Origin of the sequence: Pseudomonas sp. NFPP07 (genome assembly GCF_900115645.1) — a bacterium.
In the GTDB taxonomy this organism is placed as follows: Bacteria; Pseudomonadota; Gammaproteobacteria; order Pseudomonadales; family Pseudomonadaceae; genus Aquipseudomonas; species Aquipseudomonas chlororaphis.
Genome location: NZ_FOXG01000002.1, coordinates 610,215 through 628,967, shown reverse-complemented (window position 1 = coordinate 628,967; position 18,753 = coordinate 610,215). Strand labels below are relative to the sequence as shown.

Sequence of the window (18,753 nt, the reverse complement as noted above, 5' to 3'; positions counted from 1 at the left end):
CGTACAACCCGGCTGAGCTATGATGCGTCATCAGTTTTCGGAGAAAGAACTTCACCATGGACAACCAGAACACGGCGCCCCGCCTTCCACGCAAGCGCCGTAGCCTCGCCCAGGAACTGGTGACCGTGCTGTCGGAGCAGATTCGCGACGGTCAGCTCAAGCGCGGTGACAAGTTGCCCACCGAGTCGGCGATCATGGAGGCCCATGGCGTCAGCCGGACCGTGGTACGCGAAGCCATTTCCCGCTTGCAGGCCGCCGGCCAGGTGGAAACCCGCCACGGCATCGGCACCTTTGTGCTCGACACACCGAGCCCGAGCGGCTTCAGGATCGATCCGGCGACCGTGGTGACCTTGCGCGATGTGCTGGCGATCCTGGAACTGCGCATCAGCCTGGAAGTGGAGTCGGCCGGGCTGGCCGCGCAGCGGCGCAGTACCGAGCAACTGGCGGCGATGCGGGCGGCGCTGGATGCCCTCAATGAAAGTGCGGCCCACGACAGCGATGCGGTGGCCTCGGATTTCCAGTTCCACCTGCAGATTGCCCTGGCTACAGGCAACCGCTATTTCACCGACATCATGACCCACCTGGGAACCAGCATCATTCCGCGCACCCGCCTGAATTCGGCACGCCTGGCTCACGACGATCAGCAGCACTACATGAGCCGCCTGAGCCGCGAGCATGAAGAAATCTATGAAGCCATTGCCCGCCAGGATTCGGACGCGGCCCGGGCGGCCATGCGTCTGCACCTGACCAACAGCCGCGAACGGCTGCGCCATGCCCATGAAGAGGCAGAGGCGCAGCGCGGGTAATGCGGTTGGGGCGGTTATTGCGTCGCCCTTGGGTTCTTATCGCGAGCAAGCTCGCTCCTACAGAGGGGAGGTGACCCTGTAGGAGCAAGCTTGCCCACGATGCTTTTAGCGGTTTTTGAGAATCGAGCGATCCACCCTCACGGCCAGTTGCCCGGCGCCGGGTTTGGCATTGAAGGTCACATGCCCTTGCTGGTCGACGGTTGCCCGCGCGACGGGGGCGCCGTTGACCAGCAGTTCCAGGGGCGCGCCCTGCAGGGATTGGCCCGAGGCCAGTTCTAGAGTCAGATTGATAGCCATGTCGATGTCCTTATCAGGCATTGCGGTCGATGTAAGTGGTGGCGGTCTTGTCGATCGAGGCGATCAGCTCCGGCGAGCCACCGTGGAACTGGCGGAAAATGTTGCGCCCGCTGGAACCGCCGCTGGTGTCCACCGGCACATTCAGGGTCGGCTGGAAGCGCTCGCTCAGTTCGGCGTAGGCGGACCACGGGCCGATGTACGACTCGTTCAAACCGTTGGTGTAGCTGAAGGCATAACGCACGGCATTGCCGGGCAGCCAGTTGGGTTCGCTGGGTGTCTGGCTCTGCCAGCCATCGGCCTGGATGCTCGGGGCAAGCGTCGGTGCTTCCAGGTAGCCCGCCGGCTTGTTGGGCTTGTAGTCCTTGAGCAGCAGGTAGGTGCTCCAGCCCCACCAGTTGTCGATGGTCTTGGTGTCGTTGAGGTTGTTCACGTCGCTGCGTCGCAGCACCTTGTCGCCCTGCATCACGAACAGCGGTGAAAAGTTGCCGCTCTTCGCCGCGTTCAGGTCCGGCAACAGCTTCAGCGCCGTGAAGTTGCCGGGCGTCGGGGCCGCGCCGCTGAGGTAGCTTTCGAAGATTTCGTCCGCCGAGCGTTGCACGGCCAACTTGACCTGCTTGCGGTTGTTGCTGTCGAGGGTGTCGAAATAACGCTTGTCGCCATAGGCATGCCAGCGGTCGCCCTGGGCGTTGCTGACATTGAGGCCGAACTTGCTGTCCTCGTCGTGCATGAAGCGGGTGATCAGCGAGCCGAGATCGCTCGGCGTGACCACCGCCGCCAGTTGCTTGCGCGGTACCCGCACATGGCCGGCGGAGAACAGGTCGGTGAGGAAGTGATCGGCGAAAGCGTTCATGGCGTAGGCCAGTTCCAGCTGCTTCTCGTCGGCGTTCTTGTGCGCCAGCACCGCCTGCTGCAGGGCCGCGGTGTGCCCGGCGATATAGGCCAGCAGCGCCCACTCGCCGAAATGGTCGGCATTGTTGGCCGCCAGCTTCAGGTAGCGGCCCAGGGGGAACAGCGCCGAGGCGAAGCTGCCGCCGCCGGTGATCTTGTTCCACTCTTCGGACAACGTATCTCCCAGGGCGTCATAGGCCTCGTGAGGTTGCCTGCCGTCCTTGAGCGCCTGGTTGGCGGCGGCGATTTCCTTCTGCATTACCGCGAGAATCTGTTTCGCCTCGTCCTTGGCCGCCGGCAACACGGCGAGGGAGTTGAACGCAGCGGTAAAACGCTGCAAACGATCCACCGGCGTCGCGCCTTCGCAGATCGGCTGGTCGGGGATGCCATAGAAATCGCCACCCAGCGCCACCACTTGGCCGTAGGTCAGGGCCAGGCCATTGGGCAGGTGCAATTCGACCTGCCAGGCTGGAACGCCAGGGGCGTCCTTGACGAAACGCAGCAGGGTGGCATCGCCGATGGCGGTGTGCTCGCCCCCCTCGAAACGTAGCTGGGGCAGGGCCTTGAGGTTTTTGCCCGGTGCCGCGGGGAGGAGCCCGGGGTGGTGATACTTGATGGTGTGATGACCGTCGGCGATCAGCACCAGGTGGTCGCCATCACCGGAAATGGCAATGCCGCGTTCGCTGAAAAGGCTGTCCAGATCGGCAACGACCTGGCTTTTGTGTTGCAGCTGTTCCCGCTGCTGAGTGTGTAGACCTGACATTTCTAGCTCCTTGATATGTCGTAGGTATTTCAAGAAATTAACTGTATGCATATACAGTTATTTGCGAGCATAAAGCAAAACCCTGACTCGTCAAGCAGGTATTTTTTGCCGCGTATTTTGGCGATGGCTGACGAATTGCTGTTGACGATTGTTTTTTAAGTTGTACGATGACTTACAACTTCGGCCAAGGCTGATGTGTTTTTCATCACAATGTGCGTCCCAGGGTGTTCGAATAATGAATCCACAAGAACTGAAGTCCATCCTCTCCTCCGGCCTGCTGTCTTTCCCGGTGACCGATTTCAACGCCCAGGGCGATTTCCATCGCGCGGGCTATATCAAGCGCCTGGAATGGCTGGCCCCATACGGCGCCTCGGCGCTGTTCGCGGCAGGTGGCACCGGTGAGTTTTTCTCCCTGGCGGCCAGCGAATATTCGGAAATCATCAAGACTGCGGTCGACACCTGCGCCAGCAGCGTGCCGATCCTGGCCGGCGTCGGCGGCTCGACCCGCCAGGCCATCGAATACGCCCAGGAGGCCGAGCGCCTGGGTGCCAAGGGCTTGTTGCTGCTGCCGCACTACCTGACCGAAGCCAGTCAGGATGGGGTCGCCGCTCATGTGGAAGCGGTGTGCAAATCGGTGAAGATCGGTGTGGTGGTCTACAACCGCAACGTCTGCCGCCTGACCGCGCCGCTGCTGGAGCGTCTGGCCGAGCGCTGCCCGAACCTGATCGGCTACAAGGACGGCCTGGGCGATATCGAGCTGATGGTGTCGATCCGTCGCCGCCTCGGCGATCGCTTCAGCTACCTGGGCGGCCTGCCGACCGCCGAAGTCTACGCCGCGGCCTACAAGGCCCTCGGCGTGCCGGTGTACTCCTCGGCGGTGTTCAACTTCATCCCGAAAACCGCGATGGATTTCTACCACGCCATTGCCCGGGAAGATCACGCCACCGTCGGCAAGATCATCGACGACTTCTTCCTGCCTTACCTGGATATCCGTAATCGCAAGGCCGGTTATGCGGTGAGCATCGTCAAGGCCGGAGCCCGCATCGTCGGCCATGACGCAGGCCCGGTGCGGGCGCCGTTGACCGACCTGTTGCCGGAAGAATATGCAGCGCTGGCGGCGTTGATTGACGCCCAGGGCGCGCAGTAATCCATCCCCGGGGCCGCTGAGCAATCAGCGGCCTTTTGCGTAAGGCTTTTGTGTAAGGAGAGGGCGCGTGGCAGAGGTAAAACGCTTCGATAACTACATCGGTGGCCAATGGCTTGCCGGTGCCGACTACTCGACCAATATCAACCCGTCCGAGTTGTCCGATGTCATTGGCGAATACGCCAAGGCCGACCTGGCTCAGGTGCATGCCGCGATCGATGCGGCGCGCGATGCATTCCCGGCCTGGTCGACTTCCGGTATCCAGGCGCGCAGCGATGCCCTGGACAAGGTCGGCAGCGAGATCCTCGCCCGTCGCGAAGAGCTCGGCACCCTGCTGGCCCGGGAGGAGGGCAAGACCCTGCCCGAGGCCATCGGCGAGGTGACCCGCGCCGGCAACATCTTCAAGTTCTTTGCCGGCGAATGCCTGCGCCTGTCAGGGGATTACCTGCCGTCGGTGCGTCCGGGCGTCAACGTCGAAGTGACCCGCGAAGCCCTGGGCGTGGTCGGCCTGATCACCCCGTGGAACTTCCCGATCGCCATCCCGGCGTGGAAGATCGCCCCGGCCCTGGCCTACGGCAACTGCGTGGTGCTCAAGCCCGCCGAGCTGGTGCCGGGCTGTGCCTGGGCCCTGGCGGAAATCATCTCCCGCGCGGGCTTCCCGGCTGGGGTGTTCAACCTGGTGATGGGCAGCGGCCGGCTGGTCGGCGATGCCCTGGTCAACAGCCCGAAAGTCGACGGCATCAGCTTCACCGGTTCCGTGGGCGTGGGCCGGCAGATCGCCGTCAGCTGCGTCTCGCGCCAGGCCAAGGTGCAACTGGAGATGGGCGGCAAGAACCCGCAGATCATCCTCGACGATGCCGACCTCAAGCAGGCGGTGGAGCTGGCGGTACAGAGTGCCTTCTATTCCACCGGGCAACGTTGCACCGCTTCCAGCCGGCTGATCGTCACCGCGGGCATCCACGACCGGTTCGTCGCGGCGATGGCCGAACGCATGGGTTCGATCAAGGTCGGCCACGCGCTGTGGGCCGGCACCGATATCGGTCCGGTGGTGTCCCAGGCGCAGCTCGAACAGGACTTGAAATACATCGATATCGGCCAGTCCGAAGGGGCGCGGCTGGTCAGCGGCGGCGGCCTGGTGACTTGCGATACCGAGGGGTATTTCCTCGCGCCGACGCTGTTTGCCGACAGCCAGGCTTCGATGCGCATCAGCCGCGAAGAGATCTTCGGCCCGGTGGCCAACGTGGTACGGGTGGCTGATTACGAGGCGGCGCTGGCCATGGCCAACGACACCGAGTTCGGCCTGTCGGCGGGCATCGCCACCACGTCGCTGAAATACGCCAACCACTTCAAGCGCCATTCCCAGGCCGGGATGGTCATGGTCAACCTGCCGACGGCCGGCGTCGATTACCACGTACCTTTTGGTGGCCGCAAAGGTTCATCCTATGGTTCCCGCGAGCAAGGTCGCTACGCGCAGGAGTTCTACACCGTGGTGAAGACTTCCTACATCGGATCCTAAGTCCCGCTGTACCCCCGCCGGCCGTTGCCTGAGGCCCGGCGGGGTCGATGAAACGCATGTTTTACCCGCATAAAAATAACTAGTGGGAGTACATCCATATGCAAGCGACCAAGCCGACTCGCGTCCGCTACCTGATCCTGTTCATGCTGTTCCTGGTGACCACGATCAACTATGCCGACCGCGCCACCATCGCCATCGCGGGCTCCAGCCTGCAAAAAGACCTCGGCATCGACGCCGTCACCCTCGGTTATATCTTCTCCGCATTCGGTTGGGCTTATGTAGCGGGGCAGATCCCCGGCGGCTGGCTGCTCGACCGTTTCGGCTCGAAAAAAATCTATGCCCTGAGCATCTTCACCTGGTCGCTGTTCACCGTGCTGCAGGGTTATGTCGGTGAGTTCGGCGTTTCCACCGCGGTGGTGGCGCTGTTCATGCTGCGCTTCCTGGTGGGGCTGGCCGAGGCACCGTCCTTCCCCGGCAACGCGCGGATTGTCGCGGCCTGGTTCCCCACCGCCGAGCGCGGTACGGCTTCGGCGATCTTCAACTCGGCGCAGTATTTCGCCACGGTGCTGTTCGCCCCGCTGATGGGCTGGATCGTCTATCACTTCGGCTGGCAGCACGTGTTCATCGTGATGGGCGCGATCGGCATCGTCTTCTCGCTGGTCTGGCTCAAGGTGATCTACAGCCCACGCCAGCACCCGCTGATCAACGAGGCCGAGTTCAAACACATCGCCGACAATGGCGGCATGGTCGACATGGACCAGGACGGCAAAGGCAAACGCAGCGACGGCCCGAAATGGGACTACCTGCGCCAGTTGCTGACCAATCGCATGATGCTTGGCGTGTACCTGGGCCAGTACTGCATCAACGGCATCACTTACTTCTTCCTGACCTGGTTCCCGGTGTACCTGGTGCAGGAGCGTGGTATGACCATTCTCAAGGCTGGCTTCATCGCTTCCTTGCCGGCCATCTGCGGCTTTATCGGTGGGGTGCTTGGCGGGGTGATTTCCGACTACCTGCTGCGCAAGGGGCATTCTTTGACCTTCGCCCGCAAGGCGCCGATCATCGCCGGCCTGCTGGTCTCCAGCAGCATCGTGGCTTGCAACTATGTGGACATCGAATGGATGGTGGTGGGTTTCATGGCCCTGGCGTTCTTCGGCAAAGGCGTGGGCGCGCTCGGCTGGGCGGTGGTGTCCGATACTTCGCCGAAGCAGATCGCCGGCTTGAGCGGCGGCCTGTTCAACACCTTCGGCAACCTGGCGTCGATCACCACGCCGATCGTCATCGGCTACATCATCAGTTCCACCGGCTCGTTCAAATGGGCGTTGGTGTTCGTCGGCTGCAACGCGCTGCTGGCAGTGTTCAGCTACCTGGTGATCGTCGGCCCGATCAAGCGCGTGGTGCTCAAGGATCCACCGAGCAACGGCCCCGAGCTGACCCAACTTTCCCAAGCGCATTCCTGAAGGGGCGGCGTCATGCAGTTGATTGAACATTCCGATTCGCCGCGCTACATCCGCTTGCACGAGCGGGACAACGTGGTGGTTGTGGTCAATGACCAGGGCGTACCGGCAGGCACAGCGTTCGCCGATGGCCTGGTGACACTGGACTTCGTCCCCCAGAGCCACAAGGTGGCGCTGGAGGATATCGCCGAAGGTGGCCCGGTGATCCGCTACGGCCAGACCATCGGTTATGCCTTGCAGCCGATCCTGCGCGGCAGCTGGGTCAGGGAAGAGCAGTTGCGCATGCCCAGCGCGCCGCCGCTGGACAGCCTGCCGCTGTCCACTGAAGTGCCGGCGGCCCAGGCGCCGCTGGAAGGCTTTACCTTCGAGGGTTATCGCAATGCCGACGGCACGGTCGGCACGCGCAACATTCTGGGAATCACCACCACCGTGCAGTGTGTGGCCGGGGTGCTCGATCATGCGGTCAAGCGCATCAAGGACGAACTGCTGCCCAGGTATCCCCATGTCGACGATGTGGTGGCGCTGACCCACAGCTATGGCTGCGGCGTGGCGATCACCGCCACTGATGCCTATATCCCGATCCGCACCGTGCGCAACCTGGCGCGTAACCCGAACCTGGGGGGCGAAGCCCTGGTAATCAGCCTGGGCTGCGAGAAGTTGCAGGCCGGGCAGGTGATGCACGAAGGCGACAGCTCGGTGGACCTCAGCGAGCCCTGGCTGTACCGACTGCAGGACTCCAGCCACGGTTTTACCGAGATGATCGAGCAGATCATGCAGTTGGCCGAGGTGCGTTTGCAGAAGCTCGATCAGCGGCGCCGGGAAACCGTGCCGGCCTCGGAGCTGGTCCTTGGGATGCAATGTGGTGGCAGTGATGCCTTTTCCGGGATCACCGCCAATCCGGCCCTGGGCTATGCCTCGGACCTGTTGCTGCGGGCCGGCGCGACGGTGATGTTTTCCGAAGTCACCGAGGTGCGCGATGCCATCTATCTGCTGACTTCCCGCGCCGAATCCACAGACGTGGCCCGGGAGCTGGTGCGCGAGATGGACTGGTACGACCGCTATCTGGCCAAGGGCGAGGCCGACCGCAGCGCCAATACCACGCCGGGCAACAAGAAGGGCGGGTTGTCGAACATCGTCGAGAAGTCCCTGGGGTCCATCGTCAAGTCCGGCAGCAGCGCGATCAATGGCGTGCTGGGGCCGGGCGAGCGCTTTACCCGCAAAGGCCTGATCTTCTGCGCGACGCCGGCCAGCGACTTTGTCTGCGGCACCTTGCAGCTGGCGGCGGGGATGAACCTGCATGTGTTCACCACCGGGCGTGGCACGCCTTACGGGCTGGCGATGGCGCCGGTGGTCAAAGTCTCGACCCGCTCCGAACTGGCCCAGCGCTGGCCGGACCTGATCGACATCGACGCCGGGCGCATCGCCACCGGGCGGGCGAGTATCGAAGAGCTGGGCTGGGAGCTGTTCCACTTCTACCTGGACGTGGCCAGTGGCAAGCAGCAGACCTGGGCCGAACGGCACAAGCTGCACAACGACATCACCTTGTTCAATCCGGCGCCGATTACCTGAGCCGTAATGGTTGCTGCAGGAGGCGATATCCAGCGTGGCTGAGTATGCCAGCGCCCCTTCGGGTCGATCGCAGCCTTCGGCAGCGGCTACAGGGTTTGTGCTGGGCACGGTTGAATGGCAGGTCGCAATCCGGGTAGCCGCTGCCGCAGGCTGCGATCGACCGCGGAGCGGGCGTGGCTTTTGAAATCGCTGGAGGTCCTGCGGGCCTATCGCAGCCTTCGGCAGCGGCTACAGGGTTGTGCTGGGCGTGGGTGGATGGTGGTGCTGTGCAGGCTGCGATCGACCGTAGCGCGGGCGTGGCGTTTGATGGCCTCGAACGCCTGCGGCCCGATGGATCTGCTTGTGGTTAGGGCAAATCCATCGGGCTTAAGCGCGCGGGCTGGCTTATCATTAGCCGCCTAACGACAGGTTCAAGGTTGACCCGGCATGCTGGCCATTTTTCTCGAAACGCTGAATATCACCGCGCCGGTATTCGCCATGTTGTTTCTCGGTGTGCTGCTCAAGCGCATCGGCTGGATCAACGACGGTTTTATCCACACAGCGTCGGCCCTGGTGTTCAACGTCACCATGCCGGCGCTGCTGTTTCTCGGGATTCTGCATGCCGACCTGCATTCGGCGCTCAAGCCCGGGCTGCTGATCTATTTCGCCGTGGCCACCCTGGCCAGCTTTGCCTTCGCCTGGGGCTGGGCGATCTGGCGCTGCCCGCGGGAAGACCGGGGTATCTACACCCAGGGCGCCTTTCGCGGCAACAACGGGGTCATCGGCCTGGCGCTCGCGGCGAGCATGTATGGCGACTACGGGATCTCCCTCGGGGCGATTCTCGCGGCGCTGGTGATCCTGTTCTACAACACCCTGTCGACCATCGTCCTGGCGGTGTACAGCCCGGTGATCAAGTCCGATCCGTGGAGCATCTGCAAAAGCGTGGTCAGCAACCCGTTGATCATCAGCGTCCTGGCGGCAGCGCCTTTCGCCGTCTTCCAGATCGGCCTGCCGACCTGGCTGGAGACGTCTGGCCAGTACCTGGCGCAGATGACCCTGCCGCTGGCCTTGATCTGCATTGGCGGCACCCTGTCCCTGGCGGCGCTGCGCGAGAGCGGCGACCTGGCCTTGAGCTCGAGCCTGGTGAAAATGGTCGGCCTGCCGATCCTAGCCACCCTGGGGGCCTGGCTCTGCGGATTCCGCGGGGCGGAACTGGGGATTCTGTTCCTGTATTTCGGCAGCCCGACTGCGGCGGCGAGTTTTGTCATGGCCCGGGCGGCCAATGGCAATCATCAGCTGGCGGCGGCAATCATCGTCATCACCACGCTGATGGCGGCGGTGACCACCAATATCGGGATCTTTCTGCTGCAGTGGGGCGGGTGGATCTAGTGCTCTTGTAGGAGCGGCCGGTCGACGCTCGATTGCCCGCGATGTGGCAGTGAATCCACCAGTGGCCCTTGGCCAATCGCGAGCAGGCTCGCTCCTACAGCGGGAAGGGTTATTCCGGCTTCTGGTAAGTGTCGATCACTTCCTGGGCGGCGCGGAACGCGTCGATCGCCGCCGGTACGCCGGCATACACCGCGCAATGCAGCAGCGCCTCGCGAATCTCTTCCACTGTGCAGCCGTTATTCAGGGCGCCGCGGACATGGCCTTTGAGCTCCTGCGGGCACTTGAGCGCGGTCAGGGCGGCGAGGGTGATCAGGCTGCGGGTTTTCAGCGGCAGGCCTTCGCGGTTCCAGACTCCGCCCCAGGCATGTTCGTTGACGAAGTCCTGCAACGGCTGGCTGAACTCGGTGGCATTGCCCAGGGCGCGATCGACAAAGGCATCGCCCATCACCTGGCGGCGCATCTCCACGCCCTGCTTTTTCTCGGTCATTGCGTTTCCCCTTTTTTATGTTGGCGGCGCCAGGCCCGCAGCGAACTGAACAGCAGGAACGCCACCAGCACTGGCAGGACGTAAAACAGCATCAAGTTTTCCAGCTTGCCGGCCAGCGGCATGCCGGTGGTGAAGGACACCACGTGCAGCCCATAGGCCAGGTACAGGCCGAGAAACAGCAGGCCTTCGGCGCGGGTGACCCGATAACCCGAATAGAACACCGGCAGGCACAGCACCGCGACGCCGAGCATTACCGGCAGGTCGAAGTCCACGGCATTGGGCGATACCGACAAGGGCGTCGGCGCCACCAGGGCGGTGAAACCCAGGACCCCCAGCAGATTGAACAGGTTGCTGCCGATGACGTTGCCCACGGCAATGTCGCGCTGGCCGCGCAGGGCAGCGATCAGCGAGGTGGCCAGGGCCGGTAGGGAGGTGCCGACGGCGACTATGGTCAGGCCGATGATGCGCTCGGACAGCCCCAGGTCGGTGGCGACTTCCACCGCCGCCTCGACCAGCAGATGGCCGGCGAACACCAGCAGGAGCAGGCCGCCGATCATCCACAGCAGGCTGCTCAGCCAGTGCGCGCGGGGGGCGTCGGAACCTTGCTGGGACTGTGGGCGCGCCGAGTGCCGCGACTGGCGCAGCAGTAATCCCAGGTAGAGGATCAGGGTCGCCAGCAGGATCAGGCCGTCGAGGGGCGTCAGTTCTTCGTTGTAGGCCAGGGTGAACACCAGCAGGCTGGCGAGGATCATCAACGGGATATCCAGCCGCACCAGCTGGCGCGATACCCGCAGCGGAATGATCAGGGCGGACAGGCCGAGGGTTACCAGGATGTTGAAGATGCCGCTGCCGATCACGCTGCCGACGGCGATGTCGGTGTTTTCCGCCAGGGTGGCTTGCAGGCTGACGGCCATCTGCGGGGCGCTGCTGCCGAAGGCGACGATGCTCAGGCCGATGATCAGCGCTCGTACGCGCAGGCGGGCGGCGAGGCGGACCGCGCCGCGTACCAGCAATTCGGCGCCGGCGACCAGCAGGACCAGGCCGCTGAACAATTGAAGGACGCTGAGCAGCGGTAAATCGGTTAATCCGAAAATGATCAGGGCTCCGTGGGTCAGTCGCTGATGGCTTGCACGCGCACCTTGGCGGTGCCGCTTCTGATCATACCCAACTGTTGCGCGGCGGCACGCGACAAATCGATCAGGCGGCCACGGGTATGCGGGCCGCGGTCGTTGATCCGGACCACGACGCTCTTGTCGTTATTGAGGTTGGTGACTTTGACCCGGGTGCCGAACGGCAGCTCGCGGTGCGCGGCGGTCATGCCGTGCTGGTTGAAGGGTTCGCCGCTGGCGGTGCGTTTGCCATGGTGCTTGGTGCCGTAATAGGAGGCGACGCCGGTCTTGTCGTAACCCCGCGGATCGATGACATGGCTGGCGCAGCCGGCCAGGAGTGAGAAAAGGGCCAGGCAGCCCAGCAAGCGTTTCATCAATACGGGACCCCAGATACAAGAGTAGGAGCGAGCTTGCTCGCGATAGCGTCCTGTCTGAGACAACGCAATCGCGAGCATGCTCGCTCCTACAGGGGCGGAATATTCGAACTCCGCCATCAACACTGCAGTCAGCCTTCGAGTTTGCTTTTCAGCAATTCGTTCACTTGCTGCGGGTTGGCCTTGCCTTTGGAAGCCTTCATCGCCTGGCCGACGAAGAAGCCGAACATCTTGCCGCGCTTGGCCTCATCGGCGGCCCGATACTGTTCGACCTGCTCGGCGTTGGCCGCCAGCATTTCGTCCAGCACGGCGGAGATGGCGCCGGTGTCGGTGACCTGCTTGAGGCCGCGCTTGTCGATGATTTCGTCGGCGTTGCCTTCGCCATTGGCCATGGCTTCGAACACGGTCTTGGCGATCTTGCCGGAGATGGTGTTGTCCTTGATGCGCAGCAGCATGCCGCCCAGTTGCTCGGCCGAGACCGGTGCCTCGTCGATTTCCAGGCCCTGCTTGTTCAGCAGGCTGCCCAACTCGACCATGACCCAGTTGGCGGCGAGCTTGGCATCACCGGCGATGCTCGCGACTTTCTCGAAGTAGTCCGCCTGTTCGCGGCTCGAGGCCAGCACGCTGGCGTCGTAGACCGACAGGCCGAACTGTTCCTGGAAGCGCTCGCGTTTCTGCGGTGGCAGCTCGGGCAGGGTGGCGCGTACCTGGTCGAGGAACGAGTCCTCGATGACCACCGGCAGCAGATCCGGGTCGGGGAAGTAACGGTAGTCGTTGGCTTCTTCCTTGCTGCGCATCGGACGGGTCTCGTCCTTGTTCGGGTCGTACAGGCGGGTCTGCTGGATGACCTTGCCGCCGTCCTCGATCAGTTCGATCTGACGCTGGACTTCCGAGTTGATGGCTTTCTCGATGAAGCGGAACGAGTTGACGTTCTTGATCTCGCAGCGAGTGCCGAACTCGGCCTGGCCTTTGGGGCGTACCGAGACGTTGCAGTCGCAACGCAGGGAGCCTTCGGCCATGTTGCCATCACAGATCCCCAGGTAACGCACCAGGGCGTGGATCGACTTGACGTAGGCCACGGCTTCCTTGGCGCTGCGCATGTCCGGTTCGGAAACGATTTCCAGCAGCGGGGTGCCGGCGCGGTTCAGGTCGATGCCGCTGGCGCCGTTGAACTCTTCGTGCAGGCTCTTGCCGGCGTCTTCTTCCAGGTGCGCGCGGGTGATGCCGACGCGTTTGACCGTGCCGTCTTCCAGCGGGATGTCCAGGTGGCCCTTGCCGACGATCGGCAGCTCCATCTGGCTGATCTGGTAGCCCTTGGGCAGGTCGGGATAGAAGTAGTTCTTGCGGGCGAACACGTTGTGCTGGCCGATCTCGGCGTCGATGGCCAGGCCGAACATGACCGCCATGCGCACTGCTTCCTGGTTCAGCACCGGCAGTACGCCAGGCATGCCCAGGTCCACCAGGCTGGCCTGGGTGTTGGGCTCGGCACCGAAGGCGGTGGAGCTACCGGAGAAAATCTTCGATTTGGTGGTGAGCTGGGTGTGAATCTCCAGCCCGATCACGACTTCCCATTGCATGTGTTTCTCCTCAGAAGCCGGTTGGTGTGCGGGTGTGCCAGTCAGTGTTCAACTGATACTGGTGGGCAACGTTCAACAGACGGCCTTCCTGGAAATACGGGGCGAGCAGTTGCACGCCGACCGGCAAGCCTTCGACGAAGCCGGCGGGCATGGACAAGCCCGGCAGACCCGCGAGGTTGGCGGTGATGGTGTAAACGTCTTCCAGATACGCAGCGACCGGGTCGCTGCTCTTGTCGCCGATTTTCCAGGCCGGGTTCGGCGTGGTCGGGCCAAGGATGATGTCGACTTCATTAAAGGCAGCCATGAAGTCGTTCTTGATCAGGCGACGGATCTTCTGCGCCTTCAGGTAGTAGGCGTCGTAGTAACCGGCCGAGAGGGCGTAGGCACCGACCATGATCCGGCGCTGCACTTCGCTGCCGAAACCTTCGCCACGGGAGCGCTTGTACAGGTCTTCCAGGTTTGCCGGGTTCTCGCAGCGGTAGCCGAAGCGCACGCCGTCGAAACGCGACAGGTTGGAGGAGGCTTCCGCCGGCGCGATCACGTAGTACGCCGGGATGGCGTGCTGCATGTTCGGCAGGCTGATTTCCTTGATCACGGCGCCGAGCTTTTCCAGCTCCTTGACACTGTTGTGGATCAGCTCGGCGATGCGCGGGTCGAGGCCGGCGCTGAAGTATTCCTTGGGTACGCCGATGCGCAGGCCCTGCAGCGAGCCGTTGAGGCTGGCGCTGTAGTCCGGTACCGGTTCGTCGATGCTGGTGGAGTCCTGCGGGTCGAAGCCGGCCATGCCTTGCAGCAGGATCGCGCAGTCCTCGGCGGTGCGCGCCAGCGGGCCGCCCTGATCGAGGCTGGAGGCGTAGGCGATCATGCCCCAGCGCGAAACGCGACCGTAGGTCGGTTTCAGGCCGGTGAGGTTGGTCAATGCAGCCGGCTGGCGGATCGAGCCGCCGGTGTCGGTGCCGGTGGCGGCAGGCAGCAGGCGCGCAGCAACCGCGGCCGCCGAACCGCCGGACGAGCCGCCCGGAACGCGTTCCAGGTTCCACGGGTTTTTCGCCGCGCCGTAATAGCTGGTCTCGTTGCCCGAGCCCATGGCGAATTCGTCCATGTTGGTCTTGCCCAGGGTCACGGTCCCGGCGGCGGCCAGCTTGGCGACCACGGTGGCGTCGTAGGGCGCCTTGAAATTGTCGAGCATCTTCGAGCCGCAACTGGTGCGGATGCCCTGGGTGCAGAACAGGTCCTTGTGGGCGATCGGCGCGCCGAGCAGGGCGCCACTCTCACCGTTCGCGCGACGGGCGTCAGCGGCCTTGGCCTGCTGCAGCGCGAGATCTTCGGTGAGGCTGATGAAGCTGTTGAGCTGCGGGTCGAGCTGGGTGATACGCGCCAGCAGGGTCTTGGTCAGCTCTTCGGAGGAAAACTTCTTGTCGGCGAGTCCGCGGGCGATCTCGGCCAGGGTCATGTGATGCATTGCAGGCTCTTTCCCTTTAGTCGATGACTTTCGGAACCAGGTACAGGCCGTTTTCGACCGCTGGTGCGATGGACTGATAGGCCTCGCGATGATTGGACTCGGTCACAACGTCTGCACGCAGGCGCTGGCTGGCTTCCAGCGGGTGGGCCAGGGGCTCGATACCGTCGGTATCGACTGCCTGCATTGCATCCACCAGCCCGAGAATGCTGTTCAGGTCGGAGGTGATGTGTGGAAGATCGGCTTCATTGAGGCCAAGGCTGGCCAGATGAGCGATTTTTTCCACGTCGGAGCGTTCAAGCGCCATGGGATTCTCCAGTGGAAAACAGAACGGATCTCGTCCGTGTGTTAGATTGTCGGAACACTACCGCATTTCTACGGTCATAAGGCCGCGATTGTGGGGGTTGGTGCACAGAAAAGCGGCCAATTTAACATATTGGCGCCTTGCCCAAAATCCCTGTCGTTGTTAGAGTTTGCCGCACTTTTTTACCCACGCGTTGCCTAGGGTCCCTTTCCCATGTTCAAGAAACTGCGTGGCATGTTTTCCAGCGATCTTTCCATTGACCTGGGCACTGCCAACACCCTTATTTACGTGCGCGAGCGCGGTATTGTCCTGAATGAACCATCGGTTGTGGCCATTCGGACCCACGGTAATCAGAAAAGTGTCGTGGCTGTCGGTACCGAAGCCAAGCGCATGCTCGGTCGTACTCCAGGCAACATTGCTGCCATTCGTCCGATGAAGGACGGCGTGATCGCCGACTTCAGTGTCTGCGAAAAGATGCTGCAATACTTTATCAACAAGGTTCACGAAAACAGTTTTCTGCAGCCCAGCCCTCGTGTGCTGATCTGCGTTCCATGCAAGTCCACCCAGGTCGAGCGTCGTGCCATCCGTGAATCGGCCCTCGGTGCCGGTGCCCGTGAAGTGTTCCTGATCGAAGAGCCGATGGCGGCCGCGATCGGTGCCGGCCTGCCGGTCGAAGAAGCCCGCGGTTCGATGGTCGTGGATATCGGTGGCGGTACCACCGAGATTGCCCTGATCTCCCTGAACGGTGTGGTTTACGCCGAATCCGTACGTGTCGGCGGCGACCGTTTCGACGAAGCGATCATCACCTACGTGCGTCGCAACTACGGCAGCCTGATCGGCGAATCCACCGCCGAGCGCATCAAGCAGGAAATCGGTACTGCCTACCCGGGCGGCGAAGTCCGTGAAGTCGACGTTCGTGGCCGTAACCTGGCCGAAGGCGTGCCACGCGCATTCACCCTGAACTCCAACGAAGTGCTGGAAGCTCTGCAAGAGTCCCTGGCAACCATCGTTCAGGCCGTGAAAAGCGCGCTGGAGCAATCGCCTCCGGAACTGGCTTCGGACATCGCCGAACGCGGTCTGGTGCTGACCGGTGGTGGCGCCCTGCTGCGTGACCTGGACAAGTTGCTGGCCCAGGAAACCGGTCTGCCGGTGATCGTCGCCGAAGACCCGCTGACCTGCGTAGCCCGCGGCGGTGGCCGTGCATTGGAAATGATGGACAAACACACCATGGACTTGCTCTCCAGCGAATAATCGCGCCGGGTGCATCCATGTGTTCCGCTCGCAGGCAGCACTTTGCAGTGCTGCCTGTTGGCGTTTATCTTCTGTCATTCTGCTCCAGGCCGGTTTGAAGCCGTATGAATAAAGAGAACATTTGCCTGGGAGGAGCGGCTTATTAAACCGCTTTTCGCCAAAGGCCCCTCATTGGGCGTACGCCTGTTGGTGCTGGTCGTGCTATCGGTCGCGCTGATGGTGGTCGATGCCCGCTTCACACTGCTCAAGCCAGTGCGTAGCCAAATGTCGCTGGTGCTGATGCAGTCCTACTGGATCACCGACCTGCCGCAACGGCTATGGCAGGGTGTGGCCAGCCAGTTTGGCAGCCGCACCGAACTGGTCGCCGAAAACGAAAAACTCCAGACCGAAAACCTGTTGCTCCAGGGCCGCATGCAAAAGCTCGCCGCCTTGACCGAGCAGAACGTTCGCCTGCGCGAGTTGCTCAACTCCTCCGCGCTGGTCAACGAGAAGGTCGAAGTGGCCGAGCTGATCGGCATGGACCCCAACCCTTTCACCCATCGCATCATCATCAACAAGGGTGAGCGCGACGGCGTGGTGCTCGGGCAACCGGTGCTCGATGCCCGCGGCCTGATGGGGCAGGTGGTCGAGCTGATGCCTTATACCTCCCGCGTGCTGCTGCTCACCGACACCACCCACAGCATTCCTGTCCAGGTGAACCGCAACGGTCTGCGGGCGATTGCCAGCGGTACCGGCAATCCGGAACGCCTTGAGCTGCGTCATGTGGCCGACACTGCGGACATCAAGGAAGGCGACCTGCTGGTCAGTTCCGGCCTGGGCCAGCGTTTCCCCGCAGGCTACCCAGTGGCGACGGTCAAGGAAGTGATCCATGACTCCGGCCAGCCGTTTGCCATAGTGCGCGCCGTGCCGACGGCCGCCTTGAACCGCAGCCGTTACCTGTTGCTGGTGTTCAGCGATAACCGCACCGCCGAAGAGCGTGCCAACGACGCCGCCCAGGCTCAGGAAGCGCAGGACCAGCAGGGCGGCACCGTCACGCCAGTGGTCCCGGCGACTGTGCCCAAGCCTGTCGTGCCCGCAACACCGGCCACCGCGACCGCTCCTGCCGCACCGGCAACTGCACCTGCGACGCCAGCCGCCGCCACGCCGGTCAAGCCCGTGGCCCATCCGGCTCCGGTCAAGCCCGCCGCCACCAGGCCCGCCGCGCCCAAGCCGCCTGCAGCGGCCCCGGCCTCCACGGGAGGAAGAGAATAATGTCCCGAAACGGCTGGATGGTCTGGCTGACCTTCGCCATCGGCATGCTGCTCAGCGTGTCGCCTTTGCCACAATTCATGGAAATCCTGCGCCCGCTCTGGCTGGCCTTGCTGCTGGCGTTCTGGGCCCTGGCCCTGCCGCACAAGGTCGGCATGGTCACGGCCTGGTGCCTGGGGCTGGCCGAGGATGTGCTGTACGGCACATTGCTGGGGCAGAACGCGCTGATCCTGACCCTGATCACCTTCCTGGTGCTGTCGTTGCAACAGCGCTTGCGCATGTTCCCGATGTGGCAGCAAAGCCTGGTGATTCTGGTGATCTTCGGCCTGGCGCAACTGGTCCAGCTGTGGCTCAGCGCCTTGACCGGCAACCGTCAACCGACCCTTGCACTGGTGTTGCCGGCATTGGTCAGTGCCTTGCTCTGGCCTTGGGTCAGCTTCGGTTTGCGTGGGTTGCGCCGACGTTTCAAAATCAACTGATTCGGTCAGGCATTTGCCCGTACCTCGACAGGGAGATGTCTTGATGAAATCGCTTTACCTCGCCTCAGGCTCGCCGCGTCGACGGGAACTGCTCACGCAGATCGGCGTGCCTTTTACCGCCATCAGCGCGGATATCGATGAAACCCCTCTCCCCGATGAAAACCCAGCGGCCTATGTCGAGCGCCTGGCGCGCGACAAGGCGGCGGCCGGGTATGCGCTGATCGCCGACGGCCAGGCTGCAGCCTGTGTCCTGGGCGCCGACACCGCGGTGGTCCTTGATGGGCAGATCCTGGGCAAGCCCCTGGACCAGGCCGATGCGCAGTCGATGCTCATGGCCCTGTCAAATCGCGAACATGAAGTGCTGACCGCCATTGCCGTGCTCGATGGCCAGCGCTGCGAGTCGCGGGTGGTCCGCAGCCTGGTGCGCTTCCGGGCGATCGGCGATGACGAGGCGGCCCGCTACTGGGCCAGCGGCGAGCCCCGCGACAAGGCTGGCGGCTATGGCATCCAGGGGCTTGCGGCGGTATTCGTGGCAGGGCTCAATGGCAGTTATTCCGCTGTCGTCGGCTTGCCGGTATGCGAAACCGCAGAACTACTTGGCCATTTCGGCATACCCTGTTGGCAAAACCTTGCAGTGCGCTAAGCGCCGTACCTACC

General features: G+C 63.0%; 18 protein-coding genes. 10 read left to right on the top strand and 8 right to left on the bottom strand.

Annotated elements, in window-relative coordinates; genetic code table 11:
• Positions 1–56 precede the first annotated feature (56 nt).
• On the top strand, positions 57–806 hold the full coding sequence (locus BM019_RS07970) for a FadR/GntR family transcriptional regulator (RefSeq protein ID WP_009042168.1): 750 nt from the start codon (positions 57–59) through the stop codon (positions 804–806).
• 105 nt (positions 807–911) lie between these two features.
• Here the strand turns inward: BM019_RS07970 and BM019_RS07965 are convergent, their stop codons facing one another.
• Both BM019_RS07965 and BM019_RS07960 read right to left on the bottom strand, forming a co-directional pair.
• Entirely contained in the window at positions 912–1,103 is a 192-nt protein-coding gene (locus BM019_RS07965; protein WP_009042169.1) for a hypothetical protein, read from the bottom strand.
• Positions 1,104–1,116: 13 nt separating this feature from the next.
• Complete coding sequence (locus BM019_RS07960; RefSeq protein ID WP_092417992.1) at positions 1,117–2,754, bottom strand: phospholipase; 1,638 nt, start codon at positions 2,752–2,754, stop codon at positions 1,117–1,119.
• Positions 2,755–2,989: 235 nt separating this feature from the next.
• Between BM019_RS07960 and kdgD the strand changes: the two genes are divergently transcribed.
• The 5 genes from kdgD to BM019_RS07935 all read left to right on the top strand — a co-directional run bounded on the left by kdgD (position 2,990) and on the right by BM019_RS07935 (position 9,808).
• Positions 2,990–3,901, top strand: a complete 912-nt coding sequence (kdgD, locus tag BM019_RS07955) for a 5-dehydro-4-deoxyglucarate dehydratase (RefSeq protein ID WP_009042171.1) — start codon at positions 2,990–2,992, stop codon at positions 3,899–3,901.
• A 67-nt stretch (positions 3,902–3,968) separates the two neighbouring features.
• Positions 3,969–5,414 (top strand): aldehyde dehydrogenase family protein, encoded by a 1,446-nt coding sequence (locus BM019_RS07950; protein WP_092417991.1) that lies wholly within the window; start codon positions 3,969–3,971, stop codon positions 5,412–5,414.
• A 98-nt stretch (positions 5,415–5,512) separates the two neighbouring features.
• Complete coding sequence (locus BM019_RS07945) at positions 5,513–6,874, top strand: MFS transporter (RefSeq protein WP_092417990.1); 1,362 nt, start codon at positions 5,513–5,515, stop codon at positions 6,872–6,874.
• Positions 6,875–6,886: 12 nt separating this feature from the next.
• Positions 6,887–8,440 carry a galactarate dehydratase gene (gene garD, locus BM019_RS07940; RefSeq protein ID WP_092417989.1) on the top strand — a complete coding sequence of 518 codons (1,554 nt, stop codon included), beginning with the start codon at positions 6,887–6,889 and terminating at the stop codon, positions 8,438–8,440.
• Positions 8,441–8,866: 426 nt separating this feature from the next.
• Positions 8,867–9,808, top strand: a complete 942-nt coding sequence (locus BM019_RS07935) for an AEC family transporter (protein ID WP_009042175.1) — start codon at positions 8,867–8,869, stop codon at positions 9,806–9,808.
• 109 nt (positions 9,809–9,917) lie between these two features.
• Here the strand turns inward: BM019_RS07935 and BM019_RS07930 are convergent, their stop codons facing one another.
• From BM019_RS07930 to gatC, 6 genes are all read right to left on the bottom strand, one after another.
• Positions 9,918–10,295: a carboxymuconolactone decarboxylase family protein gene (locus tag BM019_RS07930; protein ID WP_092417988.1), complete on the bottom strand. Its 378-nt coding sequence runs from the start codon at positions 10,293–10,295 to the stop codon at positions 9,918–9,920.
• Positions 10,292–11,365, bottom strand: a complete 1,074-nt coding sequence (locus BM019_RS07925; RefSeq protein WP_259679375.1) for a calcium/sodium antiporter — start codon at positions 11,363–11,365, stop codon at positions 10,292–10,294. The genes BM019_RS07930 and BM019_RS07925 overlap by 4 nt, the downstream gene beginning before the upstream one ends.
• Before the next feature lie 41 nt (positions 11,366–11,406).
• Entirely contained in the window at positions 11,407–11,778 is a 372-nt protein-coding gene (locus BM019_RS07920) for a septal ring lytic transglycosylase RlpA family protein (RefSeq protein ID WP_092417986.1), read from the bottom strand.
• Between the two features lie 131 nt (positions 11,779–11,909).
• On the bottom strand, positions 11,910–13,355 hold the full coding sequence (gene gatB / locus BM019_RS07915) for an Asp-tRNA(Asn)/Glu-tRNA(Gln) amidotransferase subunit GatB (protein WP_009042179.1): 1,446 nt from the start codon (positions 13,353–13,355) through the stop codon (positions 11,910–11,912).
• A 10-nt stretch (positions 13,356–13,365) separates the two neighbouring features.
• A complete protein-coding gene (gene gatA / locus BM019_RS07910) occupies positions 13,366–14,817 on the bottom strand; it encodes an Asp-tRNA(Asn)/Glu-tRNA(Gln) amidotransferase subunit GatA (protein ID WP_092417985.1) in 1,452 nt (483 codons plus the stop codon).
• Between the two features lie 16 nt (positions 14,818–14,833).
• The gene (gene gatC / locus BM019_RS07905; RefSeq protein ID WP_009042181.1) at positions 14,834–15,121 is read right to left on the bottom strand and encodes an Asp-tRNA(Asn)/Glu-tRNA(Gln) amidotransferase subunit GatC; all 288 of its coding nucleotides are present in this window, start codon (positions 15,119–15,121) and stop codon (positions 14,834–14,836) included.
• A gap of 210 nt (positions 15,122–15,331) precedes the next feature.
• On the opposite strand from gatC, the gene mreB reads away from it, so the two are divergent.
• The 4 genes from mreB to BM019_RS07885 all read left to right on the top strand — a co-directional run bounded on the left by mreB (position 15,332) and on the right by BM019_RS07885 (position 18,739).
• Positions 15,332–16,369: a rod shape-determining protein MreB gene (gene mreB / locus BM019_RS07900; RefSeq protein WP_002555108.1), complete on the top strand. Its 1,038-nt coding sequence runs from the start codon at positions 15,332–15,334 to the stop codon at positions 16,367–16,369.
• A gap of 141 nt (positions 16,370–16,510) precedes the next feature.
• Positions 16,511–17,620, top strand: coding sequence for a rod shape-determining protein MreC (gene mreC, locus BM019_RS07895; protein ID WP_092417984.1), 1,110 nt, complete (start codon positions 16,511–16,513; stop codon positions 17,618–17,620).
• Positions 17,620–18,096, top strand: a complete 477-nt coding sequence (mreD, locus tag BM019_RS07890) for a rod shape-determining protein MreD (protein ID WP_009042183.1) — start codon at positions 17,620–17,622, stop codon at positions 18,094–18,096. Before mreC ends, mreD begins: the two co-directional genes overlap by 1 nt.
• Positions 18,097–18,139: 43 nt before the next feature.
• Positions 18,140–18,739, top strand: coding sequence for a Maf family protein (locus BM019_RS07885; protein ID WP_092417983.1), 600 nt, complete (start codon positions 18,140–18,142; stop codon positions 18,737–18,739).
• Positions 18,740–18,753: the final 14 nt, after the last annotated feature.